We start from the raw sequence: 20,734 nt of genomic DNA on the forward strand, positions 1-20,734 counted from the left end.
ATCACTGGACCGGAACATTCTCCTTGAAGATAAGGCGCGGTTCGATGAATTTCCGCGTCAGATAAGGCGCCGAGGAAGCGATCGAGCCGAGCAGGCGAATGACCGATTGCTCGGCGATCAGTCGTGCATTCTGGTCGATGACGACATCGAGCAGATCGTCGACGAGATAGCCGCGTGTCGCCCTCGTCAGGTCGTGACAGATGAACACCGGCTTCCTTTGCGGCTTGGCTTCCAGCAGCGCTTTCGCCACGCCCGAGCGTCCGGCGCCGACGCAATAGATACCGAGCAGTTCCGGCTCGTTGTGCAGCGCCTTCATCGTCGCCGTGTAGCTGATATCAGGCTCGTCGTTGATCTCGACGGCGCTGGTCACGGTCAAATTGCGGAACTCCTCGCCGAGCACCGAGCGAAAGCCCATTTCGCGTTCCTCATGCCCGCGATAGGAGCGCGAGCCGACGATCATCGCCAGATGGCCCGTGCGACCGCCCAGGAAACGTCCCATCAAAAGGGCTGCGGTGCGCCCGGCGACACGGTTGTCGATGCCGACATAGGCCGATCGCGGCGCGCCCGGAACGTCCGACACCAGCGTGACCAGGCGGATGCCGGCTTCGACGATCTCGCGCAGGATGTTGCGCGTTCTCGGGTGATCGATCGCAATGACACCGACGCCGTTCGCCCTAAGCGAGAGGTTTTCGACGGCCGCCTGCAACGCGTTCGGCGAGATGCCGGCGAGCTTGTGGATCCGACAGGAGGCGACAAGCGGCAGGCGCGCGGCATAGTCCTCGATATGATTTGCCAGATCCATCATGAAGGCGTTCGAGCCGATCGGCAGGAAGAACTCGAGATGCGCCGGCCGCGAGGGCAGCGTGACCTGATCCACGACCGGCAAATAGCCAAGCTGCTTGGCCGCCTCCATCACCCGCTGCCGGTTGGCGGCGCTGGCGCCCGGCCGGTTGTTCAGCACCCGGTCAACCGTCGCGGTCGATAGCCCGCAGCTTCTGGCGATGTCCGCAACGGTGGCTTTCATAGTCGCAGTCATAGGAGCCGATGTGATCCTGTACCAGAGATACGGCCAACCCGGCTTCCAACTGGCCACTCAGCCTTGTGGTTGCTTCCCCCGCGCGATGGCGTCCTGGATCTCCTTGTCGGACATGCCGGTGATGATCCGTTCGACTTCCGCGACGTTGGTGTTCTTCGGATCGATATCGTCGGCAACCACCTTGCCGCGGCGCATGACGACGATGCGGTCGACCACCTGGAAGACGTGGTGGATGTTGTGGGCGATGAAGATGCAGGAATGGCCCGAATCGCGGGCGCTGCGCACGAAACTCAGCACACCTTGCGTCTCGGCGACGCCGAGATTGTTGGTCGGCTCGTCGAGGATGATGAGGTCGCTGTCGAAATGCATGGCGCGCGCGATCGCCACCGCCTGCCGCTCGCCGCCTGAGAGTGAGCCGATTGGTGTGGTCGGCGGGATGTCCTTCGAGATGCCGACCTGCTTGAGCAGATCGCGGGCAACCACGTTCATCGCCTCCTGGTCCATACGGTTGAGGAAACGCGGCGGCTTGATCGGCTCGCGCCCGAGGAACAGGTTGCGCGCGATCGACAATTGCGTGACCAGTGCGGAGTCCTGGTAGATCGTCTCGATGCCGTGGGCGATGGCGTCGCTGGTGCTGCGCAAGTCCACCTTCTTGCCGCGGATGAAGATGTCGCCGCTGGTCAGCGGGACCGCACCCGACAAGACTTTGATCAGCGTCGACTTGCCGGCGCCATTGTCGCCGAGCAGACCGACGATCTCCTTTTCGTTGACATGGAAATTGGCGTCCACCAGCGCTTGCACGCGCCCGTAGGACTTGCGGATGTTTTCCATGCGGACAAGCGGCTCAGCCATGGTTCAAGTCCCCGCCTGATGCCGGCGTTCCAGCCATGAGTGGAGCGCCATCATGCCGAGGATGATCGCGCCGATGAAGATGTTGTAGGCAAGCCCAGGCACGCCGATCAGCACGATGCCGTTGCGCATCACGCGCAGGATCAGGATGCCGAGCACAGTACCGATGATGGTGCCGCGTCCGCCGGTCAGCGCGGTGCCGCCGATCACCACCATGGCGATGACTTCGAGCTCGTAGCCGGTGCCGCTGTTCGGGTTGGCGGCCGAAGTGCGCAGCGAGCTGATGACGCCGGCAAGCGAGGCCATGATCGACGACAGGATGAACAGGCCGATCTTGACGCCGCTGACATTGACGCCGCGCGCCCTTGCCGCATTGGGGTTGCCGCCGGCCGCCTGGATCCAGTTGCCGGTGCGGCTCTGCGTCAGCACGTAGCCAAGTGCGATCGCGGCTGCGATGAACCAGAACAGCGACATGTAGATGCGGAACGGCCCGATGAAGAAATCACCGACCAGCGCCTCGGCGAGCCAGCTGCCTTCGGCGCTCCAGGTCCGCTGCGGGAATCCGCTGGTGACGAACAGAGCGGTGCCGCGCACCACCAGCAGCATGCCGAGCGTCACCAGGAAGGACGGTATCTTGAGTTGCGTCACGAACCAGCCATTGACCAGCCCGATGAAGGCGGCAACCAGCAAGGCCAACACGAAGCCGGCCTCCAGCGACGTGAGGCCGCTGTTGAAGAGCGTCCACATCAAGACGGGCGAGAAACCGAACAGCGATCCGACGGAGAGGTCGAATTCGCCTGAAGTCATCAACAGCGTCATCGCCAGCGCGATCAGGCCGAGCTCGACCGTGAAGGCGAGTATGTTGCTGATGTTCTGCGGTGACAGGAAGTCGTGGTTGAACCCCCAGAACACGACAAGCTCGACGACGAGCAGCACGAAGGGCCCGAATTCCGGCCTGGCGATCGAGCGTTGGATGATGGAACCGTTTTCCACGTTGGACCCGCGACATGGTTGGAACTGGCCAAGCCCGATATCGCATGAGGCGGTTCGAGGCTCAGCGGGATGATGGGGATGATCGTGGCAGGCGTGCCGCGACCATCCCGATCGCGGTTTTATTTGCCGGACAGGATGTCGTCGTAGACCTGCGCGGTGTCCTTTTCGTAGAGCGCGCCGGTGATCACGTCGAAGCCGGGCGGAATGCCGCTGGCGGCCATGTTGGCGATCGAAAGCGCCACATAGCTGGTCGCCTGCGGATCCTGCCATTGTGCGGCGTTGACGTAGCCGGTCAGCACCTCCTGGGTGGTGTCGAGCGAGTTGCCCCAGCCGACGACCGGGATTTCGCCCGGCTTGATGCCGGCCTGGTCGAACACCCGCTTGATCGAGCCGGTCACCAGATCGCCGAGGCCAATGATCGCCTTGACCTTGGCCCTGTTGGCGGTGAGATAATCGACCATGCGGTTGATTGCTTCGGCCTGGTCGAGCGTGGCCTCGGTGATTTCATAGGTGATGCCGAGCGGCCCGAAGACGCTCTTGATGCCCTCTTCTTCCTGGACGCCATAGGTGGCGCCGGGGATTTCAACCGGCATCCAGACAAAATCGCCCTTCTTCACCAGGCCCTTGTCGACCAGATACTGAGCCCAGTTCTTGCCGAAGGTGACGTTGTCGCCGCCGACATAGGCGTTGAAGTCCGCCTTCGGATCGGGCGTGTTGAAGTTGATGATCGGGATGTTTGCCGCTCGTGCCTCCTTGACGAGCTCGATAAGGCTGCCCGGGTCAGGGCTGGTGGTGGTGATGCCGTCGGCTTTTGCCGCGATGGCGGCGCGAACAGCCTCCTGCTGGGACGACACGTCGCCATTGTGGAACGAGGTGTTGACGGTGTTGCCGGTGTCCGTCGCCCATTGCTTGGCGCCGGCGAGGAAGTAGGTCCAGACCGGATCGGCCGGGCCGCCATGCGAAATCCAGTAGAAGGTCTTGGCCTGTGCCGCCGCCGGAATCGCCAGCGCCACGATCAAGCCGAATACAAATAGTCGTAGCCTCGTCAGCATTTGATTTCCTCCCATTTTGAAAACGTCCTCCAGCTCCGGCGACGATCACGGCAAGCCCTGACCGAATTCTTGCCAGCGGCGATCTGGATGCATCAGAGCATCCGCTTTTTCGATCAATGGCAAGCCTCCATTTGCCAGTGGTAGTTGGCGCACGACCACGCGCCATCAGCCATCCCATCAGATCGCATCAGTTTGGCTGATATCTTTTGCGGCAAGCGGTACTCGGCGCCGAAGACGAGGCGCAGGCGGGACGGAAGCTAGATGAGGTCAGCCCTGGCAAGGTCGCGCATGAGATGGCTGGCGCCGTAGGTCCAGGGGGGACAGTCGGGCGACAGCCGCACCCGGTTGATCAGGGCGCCGAATTTCTCCGATGAGATGGTGACGATGTCGCCCACCTTGTGCGTGAAGCCCTTGCCCTTTTCGCCGCGATCCTTCGACGGCACGAACATGGTGCCGAGGTAGAGCGCCAGCCCGTCGGGGTACTGGTGATGCGGGCCCATGGCGGCGGCGACCAGTTCTTCGGGCGAGCGGCTGATCTCGGCCATCGAACTGGCGCCCTCCAGCGAGAAACCGTCCTCGCCCTCGACCTTCAGCCGCACGGTGGCCTGCTTCACGTCACCAATGGAAAAATTATCGTCGAACAGCCGGATGAACGGGCCGAGCGCGGCCGAAGCGTTGTTGTCCTTGGCCTTGCCGAGCAACAGCGCCGAGCGCCCTTCGACGTCGCGCAGATTGACGTCGTTGCCGAGCGTGGCGCCGACGATCTTGCCGCTGCCGGCGGCGATCATGGCGATCTCCGGCTCCGGATTGTTCCAGGTGGAGACCGGATGCAGGCCGACATCGGCGCCGAAGCCGACCGACGCCATCGGCTGGCATTTGGTGAAGATTTCGGCGTCGGGGCCGATTCCCACTTCCAGATATTGCGACCAGGCGCCGCGCTGGATCAGCTTGGCCTTGATCTCCATCGCCTCCGGCGAGCCTGGCTTGAGCTTCGACAGATCGTGGCCGATCAGCCCGGCAATGTCGGCGCGAATGGCGTCCGCTTTCTCGGCCGAGCCGCGCGCCTGCTCCTCGATGACCCGTTCGAGCAGGCTGACGACGAAGGTGACGCCCGATGCCTTGATCGCCTGCAGGTCGACCGGAGAGAGCAGGTACGGTTGTTGCGGATCGCGCGCGGCCTGGAAACTGTTGGCGGCGATTGCATCGAGCGATCCGATCGGTTCGCCCGCGGCGGTGTGGACGTAGCCTGCTGGGTCCGGCATCTCGCAGACGTCGCGCACGGTTGGTGCCATGCTGGAGGTGATGTCGAAGACCGTGCCGCCGCGTACCGTGACCACCAGCGGATGCGATGCTTCGCTCGTCCGGGCGCGGCCAATGAAGAGGCCCTCGTCGGGCAGGAGGGTGGCGTTCGTCATGGCTTGCGGTCCTCTGCTGTCTTGTTCTGCGTCGTCGCTGCGGACCGATGGTTCATCAAAAGCCTGGCCGCGGCGGCGGCACTTTCAACAAATTCCCGACAAAGGTCTATCCCGTTCCTCGCGGTCGAGCCCCTGCGCTGCATTTCGCAGTGGCGGACGCCTTCCTCTTCAATCCCCCTGATGCCGAGATCAAAGGCTCTTTCAAAATCATGAAATCGTCACTAGGATTTTCATTTGACGAAGTACATTCAGGTGACTCTTGCCCCTACCGTTTTCCGATCCGATCTGGCGGAAGCCGCCGGCGGCCCCTGCGTTCCGGTCGCTTTTTCCCGGCCGCCAGCGTGCCGATCTCGTCATTGTGGGTGGCGGGATTCTCGGTCTGTCGACAGCCTTGCAGGCAGCCCGGTTCGGCCTTGCCGTGCAGGTGCTGGAAGCCGGCGAAATCGGCCAAGGCGCATCGGGCCTGAATGGCGGTCAGGTCATCCCCGGCCTGAAATATGATCCGGAATGGCTGCTGGAGCATTTTGGCTCCGAACGCGGCGAGATCCTCGTCAATTTTGCCGCCTCGACGGCGGACGCCGTCTTCGAATTGATCCGCGACGAGAAACTGGCGGTGCCGTTCGGCCGCAATGGCTGGATTCAGGCAGCGCACACCGAGACGGCGCTGAAGGCGGCGGCGAACAGGGACCGGCAGTGGCGGAACCGTGGCGCCGATGTCCGGCTTCTGAGCCAGACCGACATCGCCGCGTTGACTGGCGCGCAGGGCTATCTCGGTGGCTGGCTCGACCGCCGCGCCGGCGTGATTGATCCGCTGGCCTACACGTCGGAACTGGCACGGATCGCCTCGGCCGCGGGCGTGAAGATCGCCGAACACCAGAACGTGATACGCCTCGACAACAACGCCGGCATTTGGCGCATCTCGACGGAGGGCGGCGCCGAATTGCAGGCCAAAGCGGTCATTCTGGCGACGAACGCCTATACCGGCGACCTGCTCCCTGGTCTCGCCGAAACGATCGTTCCGCTGCACTCCTTCCAGATCGCGACAGCACCGCTGCCGTCCGATCTGGCGGCCGGGATTTTACCGGAAGGGCAAGCAGTATCGGACTCACGTCGCATCCTCGTTTATTACCGCAAGAGTGCCGACGGGCGGCTGGTGCTCGGCGGGCGGGGCCGAATGGCGCTGCCGACCAGCGAAAGTGATTGGGCGCATCTCGAGCGCGCGCTGCTCCGGCTCTATCCGGCGCTATCCGGAGTCGCCATCGAAAAGCGCTGGTTTGGCCGGGTGGCGATGACGTCGGATCACCTCCCGCATATCCACGAGCCCGAGCAGGGCCTGATGGCAGTGATCGGCTGCCAGGGCCGTGGCGTCGGCCTAATGACCGCGCTTGGCGAGCGCATTGCTGGCTATCTGGCGAGCGGCGACGCCAGGCAATTGCCGTTCCCGGTTTCGCAGATCCGGCCGATCCCATTCCACGTCTTTCGGCAGGTCGGCGTCGCCGCGACGATCGCCTGGTATCGTATGCTGGATGCATTCGAGCGCTGATTTTATGCCGATGCAGGAATCAGCTTGACAGTTTCATGATTATGAAAAATTCTTGAGTGATTTCAAATTTCGATGGGCAACCCCGATGTCGACCGTCGTTGCAAGGCAGCCGCTGCCGGAGTCCCGATCCTCGACGGGTTTCCGGTTGGCCATGCTGCTGCCGGGCGGGCTGGTCACCTTCTTCCTGATCCTGTTTGCCCTCGGCCTCGTGGTTTTCCTCGCCCTTCGCGGCAATGACGGTTCGCTGCTGGGCGCCGGTTTCACTTTTGCGAATTTCATCACCGTGGCATCCGACCCGCTCTACTGGACGGTAACGCTGCGCTCGCTGGCCATTGCCGGCCTGGTGACGCTGGCGACGGTCGTCACCGCCTATCCCGTCGCCTACTACCTGGCCTTCCATGCCGGACGGCGGCGCGGGCTGCTGCTGTTTCTGGTGACGCTGCCGTTCTGGACCAGCTATCTCTTGCGCGTCTTCGCCTGGAAAATCGTGCTTGCCTACAATGGCGTGCTGAACTCGGCGCTCGTCGAAAGCGGCATCTGGTCCGAACCGACACTGGCGTTTCTCAACACGCCGGCCGCCGTCGTCGTCACGCTGGCTCACGCCTATGCGCCGTTCGCCATCCTGCCTATCTATGTGGCGCTGGACACGATCCCGAAATCGCTGCTCGAAGCTGCTTCCGATCTCGGCGCCAGACCGTTCACCAGCTTTCGCCGCGTCGTGCTGCCGAATTCGATGCCGGGGGTGCTGGCGGCGGCTCTCGTCGTCTTCGTGCCGACGGTCGGCGATTATGTCACCCCGGCGCTGGTCGGCGGCCCTGCCGGCACCATGATCGGCTCGCTGATCCAGGCCCAGTTCGGCAAGGCAAATGACTGGCCGTTCGGCGCAGCACTCGCCGTTGCCGTCATGCTGGTCATCCTTGCCGTGGTGCTGGTCGTGCGTTCCGCCGACCGCAGGTTTGGCAGCCGCACATGAGCGCCGCGCGCATAGACGCAAAGCAAGGTGGCCGCTGGCTCGGCGCCTACGTGCTTGTCTATCTGGTATTCCTCTATTTGCCGATCTCGCTGATCCCGCTGTTTTCCTTCAACGATTCGATCCAGGCGGCGTTTCCGCTGCAAGGCTTCACGTTTGAATGGTACACGACGCTGTCCGGCAATTCGGCGCTGTCCGGCGCGCTTGCCAACAGCCTCGTCATCGGTGCAATTGCCGCCACCGGTGCCACGCTCTGCGGCATCACCGTGTCCTACATGGATCTCTTCGGCCGTTCGCCGCTTGCCTTCACGATCAGCGCTATCGCGCGGCTGCCGATCCTGATCCCCGGCGTCATCGTCGGCATCTCGCTGCTGATCCTGGTCAACCTCATTGGCTTCGGTCCGTCACGCACGGCCATCGTGCTCGGCCACATATTGGTGGCGCTGCCGACGACGGTGGTGATCATGAAAAGCCGCTTCGCCGCTATACCCAAGACCATCCACGAGGCGGCACTCGATCTCGGCGCCTCCGACTGGACGACATTCAGGCGGGTCATGCTGCCGCTCAGCCTGCCCGCCATTGTATCAGCGTTCATGCTGGCCTTCCTGATCTCCTTCGACGAGTTCATCGTCGCCTTCTTCCTCGCCGGCACCGAACCGACCTTGCCGCTTTATATCTGGAGCCAGCTGCGTTTCCCGAAATCGCTGCCGACCGTCATGGCACTGGGCACGGCCATCCTGGCCGTGTCCTTCGTCATCGCGGCAATTGCCGAAATCCTGCGCCATCGCGGGCTCGCCGCCGCTCAGCGGCCAGTGCCCGCCAACCTGCCCAAACCAGAAGAAACCAAAAGAGGAGAACTGCAATGGCATTCGACCTGAAATCGATAAATCGCAAGACAGTCCAAGCCGGATTGGCAGCCTTCGCGCTGGCGCTTTCGTCGACCGTCGCGCTTGCGGCCGACAAGCTGCAATATTTCACCTGGTCGGGCTACGAACTTCCCGACTTCAACAAGAGCTTCCTCGCCGCACACCCCGATGGCGTCGAGGCCTCGATGTTCGGCGACGACGATGACGCCTTCACCAAGGTCAAGGCCGGTTTCCGTCCTGACGTCGCGCATCCCTGCTACGACAAGGTGGCGCGCTGGAACAAGGAAGGCCTGCTGCAGCCAATCGACACCAAGCGCATCAAGAACTGGGATTCGATCTTTCCGGTTTTCAAGAACCTGCCCGACCTGCAGGCCGGCGACGGCAAAGTCTGGATGGTGCCGTGGGACTGGGGCAACACCTCGATCCTTTACCGCACCGATCTGGTGAAGAACCCGGAGCCGAGCTGGAGCCTTTTGTGGGACAAGCAATATGCCGGGCGCATGGCGACGATCGATGCCGTCCACGACACGCCGGTGGTGGCGGCGCTTCTCGCCGGTGTCAATCCGTTCGACATGACGCCGGAACAGATGGAAAAGGTGGCTGAAAAACTGCGCGAGCAGCGCCCGCTGCTCTCCAACTACACCACCGACATGACCTCGGTCGAACAGGCGCTGGCGAGTGGCCAGTTGGTCGCCGCCATGACCTGGAACGCGTCGGCCACCTCGCTGAAGAAGCAGGGCGTGCCGGTCGAGTTCATGAAGCCTAGGGAAGGCATGCTGACCTGGTCGTGCGGCTTCGTCATGCTCAAGGACGCCAAGAATGTCGACCTCGCCTATGATTTCATCAACAGCCGGCTGGAGACGGATTCGGGAAAATACCTGATTCAGACCTATGGTTACGGCAGCTCAAACAGCTCGGCCTTCGCCGCGGTGCCGAAGGAGGAACTGGAAAAGCTGCAACTGCCGTCCGATCCGGAAGTGATGCTGAAGACTACCGTCTTCACCGGGCCGATGAAACAGAATGACGAACTCGCCAAGATGTTCGAGAAGGTCAAGGCAGGCGGCTGAGTTCGCTCTTCCTTCTCCCCTTGTGGGAGAAGGTGGCCGAGCCCACGGGTCTTGCCTTCGGCAAGCCCGAGGACAGGCTCAGCTCCGTCGGATGAGGGGTGGTCCAGCTCGGCACAACCGCGCTCCGGCCAGCACCCCTCAACCGTCTCGGCGCTGCGCGCCGATCCACCTTCTCCCACAAGGGGAGAAGGGAGAACCGCGAAGCGCCGCTCCAGGATACCGAAAACGAGGTCGGGAAACAGATGGATATACTGGACCAAGCGGCTGAAAAGCCGAAAGACGACGCCGATGTGCGGGTCGGCCGGCGCGTGCGGGCGCTTAGGCTGGAACGCAGTCTTTCGCTGGCCGAGCTCGCCGCCAAGGCCGGCGTTTCGATCGGGGCGCTCAGCCAGATCGAGCGCGGCTTGTCCTCGCTTCGCGTCAAGGTGATCTGGCCGCTCGCCGCCGCTCTCGACATCGAGCCGTCGGCGCTGATTGCTGACGGCAACGATGCCGTCAGCGATCTCTATTGCGTGCGCGCCAACAGTCGGCGCCAGATCCCGGTGAAGTCGGAAGGCATCGCCAAGGCGCTGCTGTCGCCGCCGGCCGCTACGCTCACCGGCATGCTGGTGACGGTAGAAGCCGGTGGCGGCACCGTCGAAGCCTACGCCCATCCCGGGCACGAATTCGGTTTCGTCCTGTCGGGCGAGGTCGAACTCGTGATCGATTCAACCACCTACGGGCTGAAGACCGGCGACAGCTTCGCCTTCAAGAGCACCTTGCTGCATGCCTTCCGCAATCCGGGCGCCGAGCGCTGCCAGATCCTCTGGGTCAACACGACCAAGCCGTCCGAGGTTCGCGATGGCGCCTGATCCTCTCGTCCGGCTGGAGGCGGTGTCGAAGATTTTCCCCGGCGGCATTGTCGGACTCGACGCCGTCGATCTCAATATTGCCCGCGGCGAGTTCCTGACCTTGCTCGGCCCATCTGGCTGCGGCAAGACCACTAGCCTGCGGGTGATCGCAGGATTCGAAAGCCCGTCGAGCGGACGGGTGCTGCTCGACAGCCGTGACATTACTTCGCTGCGGCCGTTCGACCGTCCCGTCAACACCGTGTTCCAGGACTATGCGCTGTTTCCGCACATGGACGTCGCCGAAAACGTCGGCTTCGGCCTGTCGCTGCGCAAGCTTTCCGGGGCAGAACAGGCAAAGCGCGTCGGCGAAGCGCTCGACATGGTTGGCCTTGCCGAGAAGCTCGGCGCCCGCGTGTCCGAATTGTCTGGCGGCCAGCGTCAGCGCGTCGCGCTTGCCCGTGCGATTGTCTGCGAACCACGTGTGCTGCTGCTCGACGAGCCGCTGTCGGCGCTCGATGCGCATCTGCGCGAACAGATGCAGGTCGAATTGAAGCGGCTGCAGTCGCGGCTCGGCACCACTTTCGTCATGGTCACCCACGACCAGACCGAGGCGCTGTCGATCTCCGACCGTATCGTCATCATGAACAAGGGCCGCATCGAGCAGATTGCGCCGCCGGCCACGCTCTACGACCGGCCCGCCACCAAATTCGTCGCCAGTTTCATCGGCACGATGAACCTGCTGCAGTCGCGCTTTGTCGGCCGTGACGGCGATCGGTTGCGTTTCGCCGCCGGCGCCCTGCCGCTCGAAGCCACGTCGGAAGCCGGCGAAGTGCCGGGAGAAGGCGCGGTGCGAACCATCGGAGTGCGTCCGGAGGATCTTTTGGCGGCGACCGAAGCAGCGACCGGCACCGCGCCGGTGCGGGTGAGCAGCATCGTCTTTCACGGCCGCACCTTGCGCCTGCACGCCGAATTGGGGCAGGGGATACCAGTGGTAATCGATGCGCCACGCCGGGCGGAAGGTTTTCAATTCAGCGTCGGCGACGTGGCGCATATCAGCCTGCGCCGCGGCGCTAACTGCCCTATGCTGCCCATCTGACCCTATCCTTCCAGAAAACCGGAGGCACTACCCATGAGCAATCACCTGAACTTCTTTATCGACGGAAAATGGGTCGCGCCCGTGGTGCCGGCGACGCTGGATGTGATCGATCCGTCCACCGAAGAGGCCTACACCAAAATCTCCGTCGGCTCGAAGGCCGATGTGGACCGCGCCGTGGCAGCGGCGAAGGCGGCCTTTCCGGCCTTTTCGCAGACCAGCAAGGCCGAGCGCCTGACGCTGCTGAAGCGCATCCTAGAAATCTACAACGAGCGCTACGAGAATATCGCCCAGGCTGTCAGCCAGGAGATGGGCGCGCCGATCACCTGGGCGCGCCAGGCGCAGGCCTGGGCGGGCAGGGCACATATGGAAGCCACTATTCATGCGCTGGAGGATTACGAATTCAGCGAGAAGCGCGGCACCACCATGGTGGTCAAGGAGCCGATCGGCGTTTGCGCGCTGATCACGCCATGGAACTGGCCGCTCAACCAGATCGTCTGCAAGGTGGCGCCGGCGATCGCCGCGGGCTGCACGGTCGTGCTGAAGCCTTCCGAGATCGCGCCGATCAGCGGCATCGTCTTTTCGGAAGTGATGGAAGCGGCCGGCACGCCGAAGGGGGTCTACAACATGGTCAACGGCACCGGTCCGGATGTCGGACAGGTCATGGCCGGACATCCCGATGTCGACATGGTTTCCTTCACCGGCTCGACCCGGGCCGGCATCATCGTCGCCAAGACGGCGGCCGAGACGGTCAAGCGCGTGGCGCAGGAACTCGGCGGCAAATCGCCCAACATCGTGCTTGCCGATGCCGACTTCGAGAAGGCCGTGCGCAAGGGCGTCAATGCCTGTTTCGGCAACAGCGGCCAGTCCTGCGATGCGCCGACGCGCATGCTGGTGCCGGCCGCCCGCCACGATGAGGCGCTGCTGATCGCCAAGAAGGCGGCCGAGGCGCACAAGGTCGGCGATCCGCGCTCGGAAGACACCAGGCTCGGGCCGGTGGTCAGCAACATCCAGTTCGACAAGATCCAGCGGCTGATCGAGGCCGGCATCGCCGAGGGTGCAACGCTGGTCGCCGGCGGTCCCGGCCGGCCGGAGCATCTTAATCGCGGTTATTACGTGCGGCCGACCGTCTTCGGCCACGTCACGCCGGGCATGACCATCGAGCGGGAAGAAATTTTTGGGCCGGTGCTTTCGGTCATCTCCTATGATGACGACGATGACGCGGTGAAAATCGCCAACGACACCGTCTATGGCCTCGCCGCCTACGTGCAATCAGGGGATATCGACCACGCGCGAAAAGTCGCCGGCCGGCTGCGCGCCGGGCAGGTCTCGATCAACTATCCGGAGTGGGACACCTTCGCGCCGTTCGGCGGCTACAAGCAATCCGGCAACGGCCGCGAATATGCCGATTGGGCGATCCACGATTTCCTCGAGATCAAGGGCATCATCGGCTACGGCGCGTAGGGCTTAACCCGAACAGCGCCGCGCATCCAAGAAGGTCGCTGTAGCGGGTCATCTGAGCTATTCGGCGGCTTCGCGGACAGGGATCAGGCGCCGCTCGACCTGCTGGAGATGCAGGCGCATCGCTGCCGCCGCGCCGCCGAGGTCACGCTCGGCGATCGCCTCGACGATCCGTTCATGGTCGGCGAAGCTGTGATGGTCTGCCGGAGGGCGGGCGCCTTCTGAACGGAGACGTCCCCAGACCACGGTGCGGCGCACGGCGTTCAGCACGTCGAACAGGCCGAGCAGCACATTGTTGCGGCTCGCCTGCGCAATCTGCCGGTGGAGCAGATTGTCGACATTCTCATATTGCCGCCACGTGACGGCCTCCCGCGTCTGCACCAGCGATTGCCGCATCGCGGCGATATCCGAAAGCGTGGCGTGCAGCGCCGCTTCGCGCGCAATTTCGGGCTCAAGGATGAGGCGCGCGCGCATCACGTCGGCCGGATTGGTGCGCCCGGCGATTTCCGAAATGCCGATCGTCTCCTCGACCGGCCCGCTGCCGACGAAGGTGCCCCTGCCGACGTGACGCCAGATGCGGCCGTCCTTCTCGAGCACCGCCAGCGCCTTGCGCAGATCGCCGCGCGATACGCCGAGGCTCTCCGACAGTTCCCGCTCGGCAGGCAGCCGCGTCTCACCGGCATGATCCATCTGGGCAAGATAGGCCTGCAGCTGAACCAGGGCGGCGTGGCCGCCATTACCGGGATCGTCCATCAATTTAACCAATCCGCATATGATTTCCCTTGTCGGTGTTAAAACGATTAGCTCAAACCGTCAACTGCCGAGTTTTCTGGACACACCCGTTCGATACGGTGCAGTTTCTCCTTGACCAATCCGTCCCATAGTCTTAACCAATCAAGGAAATGGTTACAAAAAACGGGAGGAATGACAATGGCCGGCGTGTCCAGACGTACCATCCTTGCCACCGCTTTCGCCGCGGTCCTGGCATGTGCAGCGCCCTTGTCGGCCGCAAATGCGGGCGACATGCGCATCGCATTCGGCGACCTTCCGGGCATCGAATCCATCCAGACGCTCGCCGCGATAGAGCGCGCCAAGGAACGCGGCGTGAATGTCGAGCTCATTGTTCTCAATGACGAGGATCTGGCTGCCCAAGCCATTGTCGGCGGCCAGGCCGATGTCGGCATCGGCGCGCCCTATACCTTGATCCAGAAGGTGGGCGTGCCGATCCGCATTTTCGCGCAGATATCGACGCTGCGCTTCTTTCCCGTCGTCAACAGCGAATTCTACAAGGAATGGAAGGATCTCGACGGGCAGGAGGTCGCCGTCCAGGCGCGCGGCTCCGGCACCGAGGCGGTCATGCTGCTGATGGCGAAAAACCACGGCATCAAGCTCGGCAACATCAGCTATGTCCCGGGTTCCGAGGTTCGCCGCAATGCGCTGCTCCAAGGGACCATCAAGGCGTCGATCGTCGATGCCGCCAACCGGCGTGCGCTCGAGGCCAAAGCCCCCGGCAAGTTCATCGTTCTGCCGGTCGAGGATCTCGGCGCCTCTGACGAAGCGCTTTTCGCGACCGCGGACTATCTGAAGAACAACGCCGCCGACGTCGACATCCTGGTCGAGGAACTGATGAAGACCGCGCGCGAGATCACCGCGAAGCCCGCGGTCGCCGTCGAGCTTCGCAACAAATATAAACTGCTGCCGGATCTCGGCGCTGAAGCCGACAGCGAAATCACCGAATACTACAAGGAAACCGCGGAAGCCGGCAGTCTTGCGCTGAACGGCGGCGGAGCCGATGCGGCCAAGGACGACTTTGCCTTCTTCAGCCTTGCCGGCCAGATCGAAGGCGATCCCGCCAGCCTCAAGGTCGAGGACTTCTGGGATGTCTCCGCAATCGACCGCGCCGTCGCCAAGCTCGGCAAGAAATAGGCGGCCTGCCGGATGGCCGTAAGCATCAGAACCGACGGCGAGGCTGCCGGCCTCGCTCCTCTTTCCAATCGCAGCGCAACGGGCGCATCGTGGGACCAGCCGGTCCTGCTCAGGCTGGTGTCGATCGCCCTGTTCGCAGGAATTTGGGAGGTGGCCGGGCGTATTCCCGTCAGCTTCGCCTTCCCGACTTTTTCCGATACGGTCGTCGCGTTCTTCGGACTGCTCGCCGACGGCAGCCTGGCAACCGCCTATCTTTCGACGCTGCAGCCGCTGGTGCTTGGCGTTGTCCTGTCGGCGTTCCTGGGTGTCGGCCTCGGCACGATCTGTGGCCTGTGGCGCACCGGCGAATGGCTGGTGATCCCCGTGTTCATCGTGCTTCAGGCAGCACCGGTCGCCGCCTTCATTCCGATGGTCACCTTTGTCTACGGAATAGGCATGACCGCCAAGACGCTCGCCGTCATGATCCTGGCGCTGCCGGTCATCGTGCTCAATACCTACAAGGCCGTGCGCAACGTCAACGAGTCGCTGCTCGTCATGTGCCGATCGTTCCTCGGCACCCGCTGGCAGACCGTCGCCAAGATCATCCTTCCGGACGCAAGCCCGGTGATTTTTGCCGGCTTGCGCCTTGGAGTCGCAGCCGGCTTCGTCGGCGTGGTGCTCGCCGAACTGCTGATTACCCCGACCGGCATCGGCGACCTCATCACCTTTCACCGCTCGCGCGCAGACTACGCCGAGATGTACGCAACAATCGCCTCGATCATTGCGCTTTCCACCCTGACGCTCGTCTTTCTGCAGTGGGTGGAAGTCCGCGTTTTCAGGCCCGAGAGCAGAGGTGCTTAAGATGGGCGCGACCGCATTGCGAAATGGACCGTCGCCGGTTCCCGCACCGATCGATTCAGTCGTGGAAGTGAGAGGGATTTCCAAGACCTACGGCAATGTCGAGGCGCTGCGCGGCATCGACCTCGACTTTCCCAGGGGCAAGCTGACCAGCCTTCTCGGACCCAGCGGCTGCGGAAAGACGACGCTGCTGAAGATCATAGCGGGGCTGATACGAGCCGATGGCGGCACCGTCGCGATCAACGGCAAGCACGTCACCGCACCCGGCCCCGAACGCGCCTTCGTGTTCCAGGATTTTGCGCTGATGCCGTGGGCGACCGTGATGCGCAACGTCGCCTTCGGACTGGAGTTGCGCGGCACCAACAAGGCCGAGCGCGAGGCGATCGCCCGCCGCTACATCGCCGAGGTGGGGCTCGCCGGCTTCGAGGACAAATATCCGCATCAGTTGTCGGGCGGCATGCGCCAGCGTGTTGGCCTGGCGCGGGCGTTGTCGGTCGATGCCGACGTTCTGCTGCTCGATGAACCGTTTTCGGCGGTCGACGAGCAGAACCGGCGGAAGTTCCAGGAAGACCTGATCCGGCTGCGCACCAACCAGAACAAGACCTTCATCTTCGTGACGCACTCGATCGAGGAAGCGGTCTACATCTCCGACCGCATCGTCTTGCTGTCGCCGAGACCCGGCCGGGTTTCGCAGATCATCGAACCGGAAATCGATCGCTCCGGCGACCCCGAGCGCATCCATCGCGACAGGCACTATCTCGATACTGTCGAGGAGATCTGGCAGGGGCTGAAGCAGTATGTGGAGTGAGCGGCCGTGACCTTGTTTGGCTACCGTGTGCCAATGATGGCGTCCCTGCTGGTCTGGTGCGTCGTATGGGAAATCGTCGGCCGGCTCGACCTTGTCTTTCTGCTGCCGCCGTTTAGCGACGTGCTGGTTGCAGCGGTCAGCCTGGTGCAGACGCCGTCCTGGCAGAGCGCGACAGTCACGACCCTTCGCGCCTTCGCGACGGGCATGGCCCTGTCGATCGTTGTCGGCGTGCCATTGGGTATCCTGATGGGACGCGTCAAGATCGCCGACGACCTGCTCGGCATGTGGGTCAACATCTTTTCAAGCGCACCGCTCTCGGCGATCGTCCCGGTGCTGATGATCCTGTTCGGCTTCGGCGAGAAGACGATCGTTGCGGCGGTGTTCCTGTTTGCGATCTGGATCCTCGTTCTCGACACCCGCGCCGGGGTCCGTCATATCTCGCCGTCGCTGATCGAGATGGCGCGTTCCTACGGCGCCTCGCGCCCGGCGCTCTATAGCAAGATCATCCTGTGGGCAGCCCTTCCGGAAATCCTTGCCGGCATTCGCCTCGGCCTCATCCGCGGCGTCAAGGGCGTCGTCATCGGCCAGTTGCTCGTCGCCATCGTCGGCTACGGTGCGCTGTTCGAAACCTTCTCGCGAAATTTCCGCATGGCCGAATTCTGGGCCTTGACCATCATCCTTTTTGCCTTCGCCCTGCTGATCGCCGAACTGATCGAACGGGCCGAAGCCAAAGTCGAATACTACGCAGGAGCAAGACAGTGAACATGCACGGCACGACTTCAAGCTACGTCATCGAACCGACCGCAATCCCGAGCATCCCGGTGGCGGGAACCGACAAGTTGTTTCCGGTGCACCGGGTCTATTGCGTCGGGCGGAACTATGCCGCGCATGCCGTCGAGATGGGACACGACCCCAACAAGGAGCCGCCATTCTTCTTCCAGAAGAACCCCGACAACCTCGATACGACAGGAGAATTTCCGTACCCTCCGGCCTCTAACGATGTTCATCACGAGATCGAAATGGTCGTGGCGCTGAAGAGCGGCGGTACCGACATCCCGGTCGAAAAGGCTCTGGACTGCGTGTTCGGTTATGGCGTAGGTCTCGATATGACGCGGCGCGACCTGCAAGGGAAGGCGAAGGACATGGGCCGTCCATGGGAGGTCGGCAAGGCCTTCGAGGCATCGGCGCCATGCACGCCATTGGTTCCGGCAAGCTCGACCGGCCATCCCAGCCAGGGCGCGATCTGGCTGGACGTCAATGGTCAGCGAAAGCAGACCGGCGACCTCAACCAGATGATTTGGAAGGTTCCGGAAATGATCAGCTATCTCTCAGGTCTGTTCACGCTGAAGCCGGGGGACATCATTCTTTCCGGCACGCCGGCGGGCGTCGGCGCGGTCGTTCGCGGTGACGTTCTTCGCGGTCATATCGATGGCGTCGGCGACCTAGAGGTTCGCGTTGTCTGAAGCGGCCTCGATCATTGAGCGGCTTGCCGCCGGAGCCGACGATGCGCCGGCGATTTCGGCACCCGACAGGATCACGCTCACGCATGGCGGACTGCGCCGCCTGATCTCCGAGACGGCAGCGCAATTGCATGCACTGGGCCTCGGCCGTGGCGACCGGGTGGCCATCGTGCTGCCGAACGGGCCGGAGATGGCGACGGCCTTTGTCGCAGTGGCGGCGGCGGCGTCGACGGCGCCGCTCAATCCGGCCTACCGGGCCGACGAGCTCGATTTCTATCTGACCGACATCGGCGCCAAGGCAATCCTCGTCGCCGAAGACGAAAACGGCCCGGCGGTGACCGTGGCCGAGCGCCTCGGCATAGCGGTGCTCAGGCTCACGGCACTGCGTGACGCACCAGCCGGCAGTTTTGAGATCAAGGGCAAACCGGTTGGTCCGTCTGTTTCGCCCGGCCTGGCTGCGGACGGCGACATCGCGCTGTTGCTGCACACGTCCGGCACCACGTCACGACCCAAGCTGGTGCCGCTCAGCCACGCCAATCTCGCCGCCTCGGCCGCCCATATCGGCGCGACGCTCGGCCTGACGGCCGGTGATCGCTGCCTCAACATCATGCCGCTGTTCCACATTCATGGGCTGATCGCGGCGGTGCTGTCCTCGCTCGCCGCCGGCGGCAGCGTCTTCTGCACGCCGGGTTTCAACGCGCTGCGCTTCTTCCATTGGCTGGGCGAGGCGCGGCCGAGCTGGTACACGGCCGTGCCGACCATGCATCAGGCGATACTGCCGCGCGCAACGCGCAATGCCGAGGCATTGGCGGTGGCGCCCTTACGCTTCATCCGCTCGTCCTCGGCATCGCTGCCGCCGCAAGTGATGGCCGAGCTTGAGGCGACCTTCGGCTGCCCGGTGATCGAATCCTACGGCATGACCGAGGCCGCGCACCAGATGGCTTCGAACCGGCTGCCGCCGGGCCTGCGCAAGCCGGGCAGCGTCGGGGCCGCGGCCGGACCGGAGGTGGCGGTGATGGCGCCGGACGGGCAATTGCTGCAGCCCGGTGACACCGGCGAGATCGTCATTCGCGGGCCTAATGTCACCGCGGGCTACGAGAACAATCCTGACGCCAATGCCACCGCCTTCGCGCATGGCTGGTTTCATACCGGCGACCAGGGCGTGCTCGACGACGACTTTTATCTGCGCGTCACCGGCCGGCTCAAGGAGATCATCAACCGCGGCGGCGAGAAGATCTCACCGCTAGAGGTCGACGACGTGCTGATGGACCATCCGGCGGTGGCGCAGGTCGTCACCTTCGCCACGCCGCACGACAAGCTCGGCGAGGAGGTCGCGGCTGCGATCGTGCTGCGCGAGGGCATGGCCGCCACAGAAGGCGACATCCGCAGCTTTGCCGCGACACGGCTTGCCGACTTCAAGGTGCCGCGCATTGTCCTGATCCTGGACGAAATCCCGAAGGGCGCGACCGGAAAGCTGCAGCGCATCGGCCTCGCGACCAAACTCGGTCTTGCCAAACCTGGGCTGGGATAATGCGGATCAGCATTTTTGGCGCTGGCGCGATCGGCGGCTATCTCGCGGCCAAGCTTGCCGTGGCCGGCCGCGTCGATCTGTCGATCGTGGCGCGCGGCGCGCATCTCGACGCGATCAGGACGGCCGGTCTTCGCCTGATCGAAGACGGTCATGAAGCCGTCGCCTCGGTCAGGGCCGCCGCGCAGGCGCAGGAGCTAGGCGTCCAGGACTATGTCGTGCTGGCGCTCAAGGCCCATTCGGTCGCACCAGCGCTCGACCAGATCGCGCCGCTGCTGGGCGAGGGAACGGCCGTCGTCACCATGCAGAATGGCGTGCCGTGGTGGTATTTCCACAGGATCGGCGGGCCGCTCGAAGGCACGCGGTTGCAAGCGGTGGATCCCGGCGGGGTGATCTGGGACCGGCTTGGGCCGGATCGCGTCATCGGCTCGGCCGTCTATCCCGCGGCCGAGGTGGATGCGCCCGGCCTGGTTCGCCATATCGAGGGAAAGCGGTTCTCGCTCGGCGAGCCCTCGGGCGAGAAGAGCGAGCGTGTCACGCGGCTTGCCGAGGAGATGGTTGCGGCGGGGCTGCAGACGCCGGTTCGCGACGACATCCGCAGCGAGATCTGGGTGAAGCTGTGGGGCAATCTCTCCTTCAACCCGATTTCCGCGCTGACCGGCAGCACGCTTGCGGCAATCGCTGCCGACGAGGCCACCCGCGCGCTTGCCCGCACCATGATGCTGGAGGCGCAGGCGATCGGCGAAAGCCTCGGCGTTCGTTTCCCGATCTCGGTCGACCGCCGCATCAAGGGTGCCGGCGACGTTGGCGAGCACAAGACCTCGATGCTGCAGGATCTGGAGCGTGGCCGGCCGATGGAGATCGACGCGCTGGTGACGGCGGTCCAGGAACTCGGCCGGCTGACCGGCCAGCCGACGCCGACCATCGACAGCGTGCTGGCGCTGGTGCGCCGCCTCGCCATCGAGCGCGGCTGCTATCTGGTATGAGACATTTTTATCAG

The 20,734-nt window shown here is 63.6% G+C and carries 20 protein-coding genes; 14 read left to right on the forward strand and 6 right to left on the reverse strand.

Annotation, left to right across the window (positions count from 1 at the left end):
- Window position 1 precedes the first annotated feature (1 nt).
- The 5 genes from AC0L3D_RS22220 to AC0L3D_RS22240 form a co-directional block, all read right to left on the reverse strand.
- On the reverse strand, window positions 2-1,024 hold the full coding sequence (locus AC0L3D_RS22220; protein ID WP_419696181.1) for a LacI family DNA-binding transcriptional regulator: 1,023 nt from the start codon (window positions 1,022-1,024) through the stop codon (window positions 2-4).
- A 69-nt stretch (window positions 1,025-1,093) separates the two neighbouring features.
- Window positions 1,094-1,888 (reverse strand): ATP-binding cassette domain-containing protein, encoded by a 795-nt coding sequence (locus tag AC0L3D_RS22225; protein WP_473645813.1) that lies wholly within the window; start codon window positions 1,886-1,888, stop codon window positions 1,094-1,096.
- Between the two features lie 3 nt (window positions 1,889-1,891).
- Entirely contained in the window at window positions 1,892-2,878 is a 987-nt protein-coding gene (locus AC0L3D_RS22230) for an ABC transporter permease (RefSeq protein ID WP_473645815.1), read from the reverse strand.
- Window positions 2,879-2,997: 119 nt separating this feature from the next.
- A complete protein-coding gene (locus AC0L3D_RS22235) occupies window positions 2,998-3,930 on the reverse strand; it encodes a substrate-binding domain-containing protein (RefSeq protein ID WP_473645817.1) in 933 nt (310 codons plus the stop codon).
- A gap of 257 nt (window positions 3,931-4,187) precedes the next feature.
- The gene (locus AC0L3D_RS22240) at window positions 4,188-5,345 is read right to left on the reverse strand and encodes a fumarylacetoacetate hydrolase family protein (protein WP_473645819.1); all 1,158 of its coding nucleotides are present in this window, start codon (window positions 5,343-5,345) and stop codon (window positions 4,188-4,190) included.
- Window positions 5,346-5,604: 259 nt separating this feature from the next.
- Here AC0L3D_RS22240 and AC0L3D_RS22245 point away from each other — a divergent pair, with 259 nt between their 5' ends.
- The 7 genes from AC0L3D_RS22245 to AC0L3D_RS22275 all read left to right on the forward strand — a co-directional run bounded on the left by AC0L3D_RS22245 (window position 5,605) and on the right by AC0L3D_RS22275 (window position 13,178).
- Complete coding sequence (locus AC0L3D_RS22245; RefSeq protein WP_473645821.1) at window positions 5,605-6,888, forward strand: NAD(P)/FAD-dependent oxidoreductase; 1,284 nt, start codon at window positions 5,605-5,607, stop codon at window positions 6,886-6,888.
- Window positions 6,889-6,973: 85 nt separating this feature from the next.
- Window positions 6,974-7,861, forward strand: a complete 888-nt coding sequence (locus tag AC0L3D_RS22250; RefSeq protein WP_473645822.1) for an ABC transporter permease — start codon at window positions 6,974-6,976, stop codon at window positions 7,859-7,861.
- Window positions 7,858-8,736: an ABC transporter permease gene (locus AC0L3D_RS22255; RefSeq protein ID WP_473645824.1), complete on the forward strand. Its 879-nt coding sequence runs from the start codon at window positions 7,858-7,860 to the stop codon at window positions 8,734-8,736. Before AC0L3D_RS22250 ends, AC0L3D_RS22255 begins: the two co-directional genes overlap by 4 nt.
- Window positions 8,721-9,791: an ABC transporter substrate-binding protein gene (locus tag AC0L3D_RS22260; RefSeq protein WP_473645826.1), complete on the forward strand. Its 1,071-nt coding sequence runs from the start codon at window positions 8,721-8,723 to the stop codon at window positions 9,789-9,791. The genes AC0L3D_RS22255 and AC0L3D_RS22260 overlap by 16 nt, the downstream gene beginning before the upstream one ends.
- A 242-nt stretch (window positions 9,792-10,033) precedes the next feature.
- Window positions 10,034-10,642, forward strand: coding sequence for a cupin domain-containing protein (locus AC0L3D_RS22265; protein ID WP_023799440.1), 609 nt, complete (start codon window positions 10,034-10,036; stop codon window positions 10,640-10,642).
- The gene (locus AC0L3D_RS22270; protein WP_473645828.1) at window positions 10,632-11,717 is read left to right on the forward strand and encodes an ABC transporter ATP-binding protein; all 1,086 of its coding nucleotides are present in this window, start codon (window positions 10,632-10,634) and stop codon (window positions 11,715-11,717) included. Before AC0L3D_RS22265 ends, AC0L3D_RS22270 begins: the two co-directional genes overlap by 11 nt.
- 33 nt (window positions 11,718-11,750) lie before the next feature.
- Entirely contained in the window at window positions 11,751-13,178 is a 1,428-nt protein-coding gene (locus AC0L3D_RS22275; protein WP_287341486.1) for an aldehyde dehydrogenase family protein, read from the forward strand.
- Window positions 13,179-13,235: 57 nt separating this feature from the next.
- Here AC0L3D_RS22275 and AC0L3D_RS22280 read toward each other — a convergent pair whose 3' ends face one another.
- Window positions 13,236-13,928, reverse strand: coding sequence for a FadR/GntR family transcriptional regulator (locus tag AC0L3D_RS22280; protein WP_023799437.1), 693 nt, complete (start codon window positions 13,926-13,928; stop codon window positions 13,236-13,238).
- 177 nt (window positions 13,929-14,105) lie between these two features.
- Here AC0L3D_RS22280 and AC0L3D_RS22285 point away from each other — a divergent pair, with 177 nt between their 5' ends.
- Genes AC0L3D_RS22285 through AC0L3D_RS22315 form a run of 7 tightly spaced genes read left to right on the forward strand, consistent with a single transcriptional unit; the run spans window position 14,106 to window position 20,720 of the window.
- Entirely contained in the window at window positions 14,106-15,101 is a 996-nt protein-coding gene (locus AC0L3D_RS22285) for an ABC transporter substrate-binding protein (protein ID WP_473645830.1), read from the forward strand.
- Window positions 15,102-15,113: 12 nt separating this feature from the next.
- Window positions 15,114-15,941, forward strand: a complete 828-nt coding sequence (locus AC0L3D_RS22290) for an ABC transporter permease (RefSeq protein WP_023799435.1) — start codon at window positions 15,114-15,116, stop codon at window positions 15,939-15,941.
- Between the two features lies 1 nt (window position 15,942).
- Window positions 15,943-16,746, forward strand: a complete 804-nt coding sequence (locus AC0L3D_RS22295; RefSeq protein ID WP_128171989.1) for an ABC transporter ATP-binding protein — start codon at window positions 15,943-15,945, stop codon at window positions 16,744-16,746.
- Between the two features lie 6 nt (window positions 16,747-16,752).
- Entirely contained in the window at window positions 16,753-17,508 is a 756-nt protein-coding gene (locus AC0L3D_RS22300) for an ABC transporter permease (protein WP_473645832.1), read from the forward strand.
- A gap of 2 nt (window positions 17,509-17,510) precedes the next feature.
- A complete protein-coding gene (locus AC0L3D_RS22305) occupies window positions 17,511-18,209 on the forward strand; it encodes a fumarylacetoacetate hydrolase family protein (RefSeq protein WP_473626614.1) in 699 nt (232 codons plus the stop codon).
- Window positions 18,202-19,737, forward strand: a complete 1,536-nt coding sequence (locus AC0L3D_RS22310) for an acyl--CoA ligase (protein WP_473645833.1) — start codon at window positions 18,202-18,204, stop codon at window positions 19,735-19,737. Before AC0L3D_RS22305 ends, AC0L3D_RS22310 begins: the two co-directional genes overlap by 8 nt.
- Entirely contained in the window at window positions 19,737-20,720 is a 984-nt protein-coding gene (locus AC0L3D_RS22315) for a 2-dehydropantoate 2-reductase (RefSeq protein WP_473645835.1), read from the forward strand. Before AC0L3D_RS22310 ends, AC0L3D_RS22315 begins: the two co-directional genes overlap by 1 nt.
- Window positions 20,721-20,734 lie beyond the last annotated feature (14 nt).

This window comes from Mesorhizobium sp. WSM4837 (genome assembly GCF_055811435.1).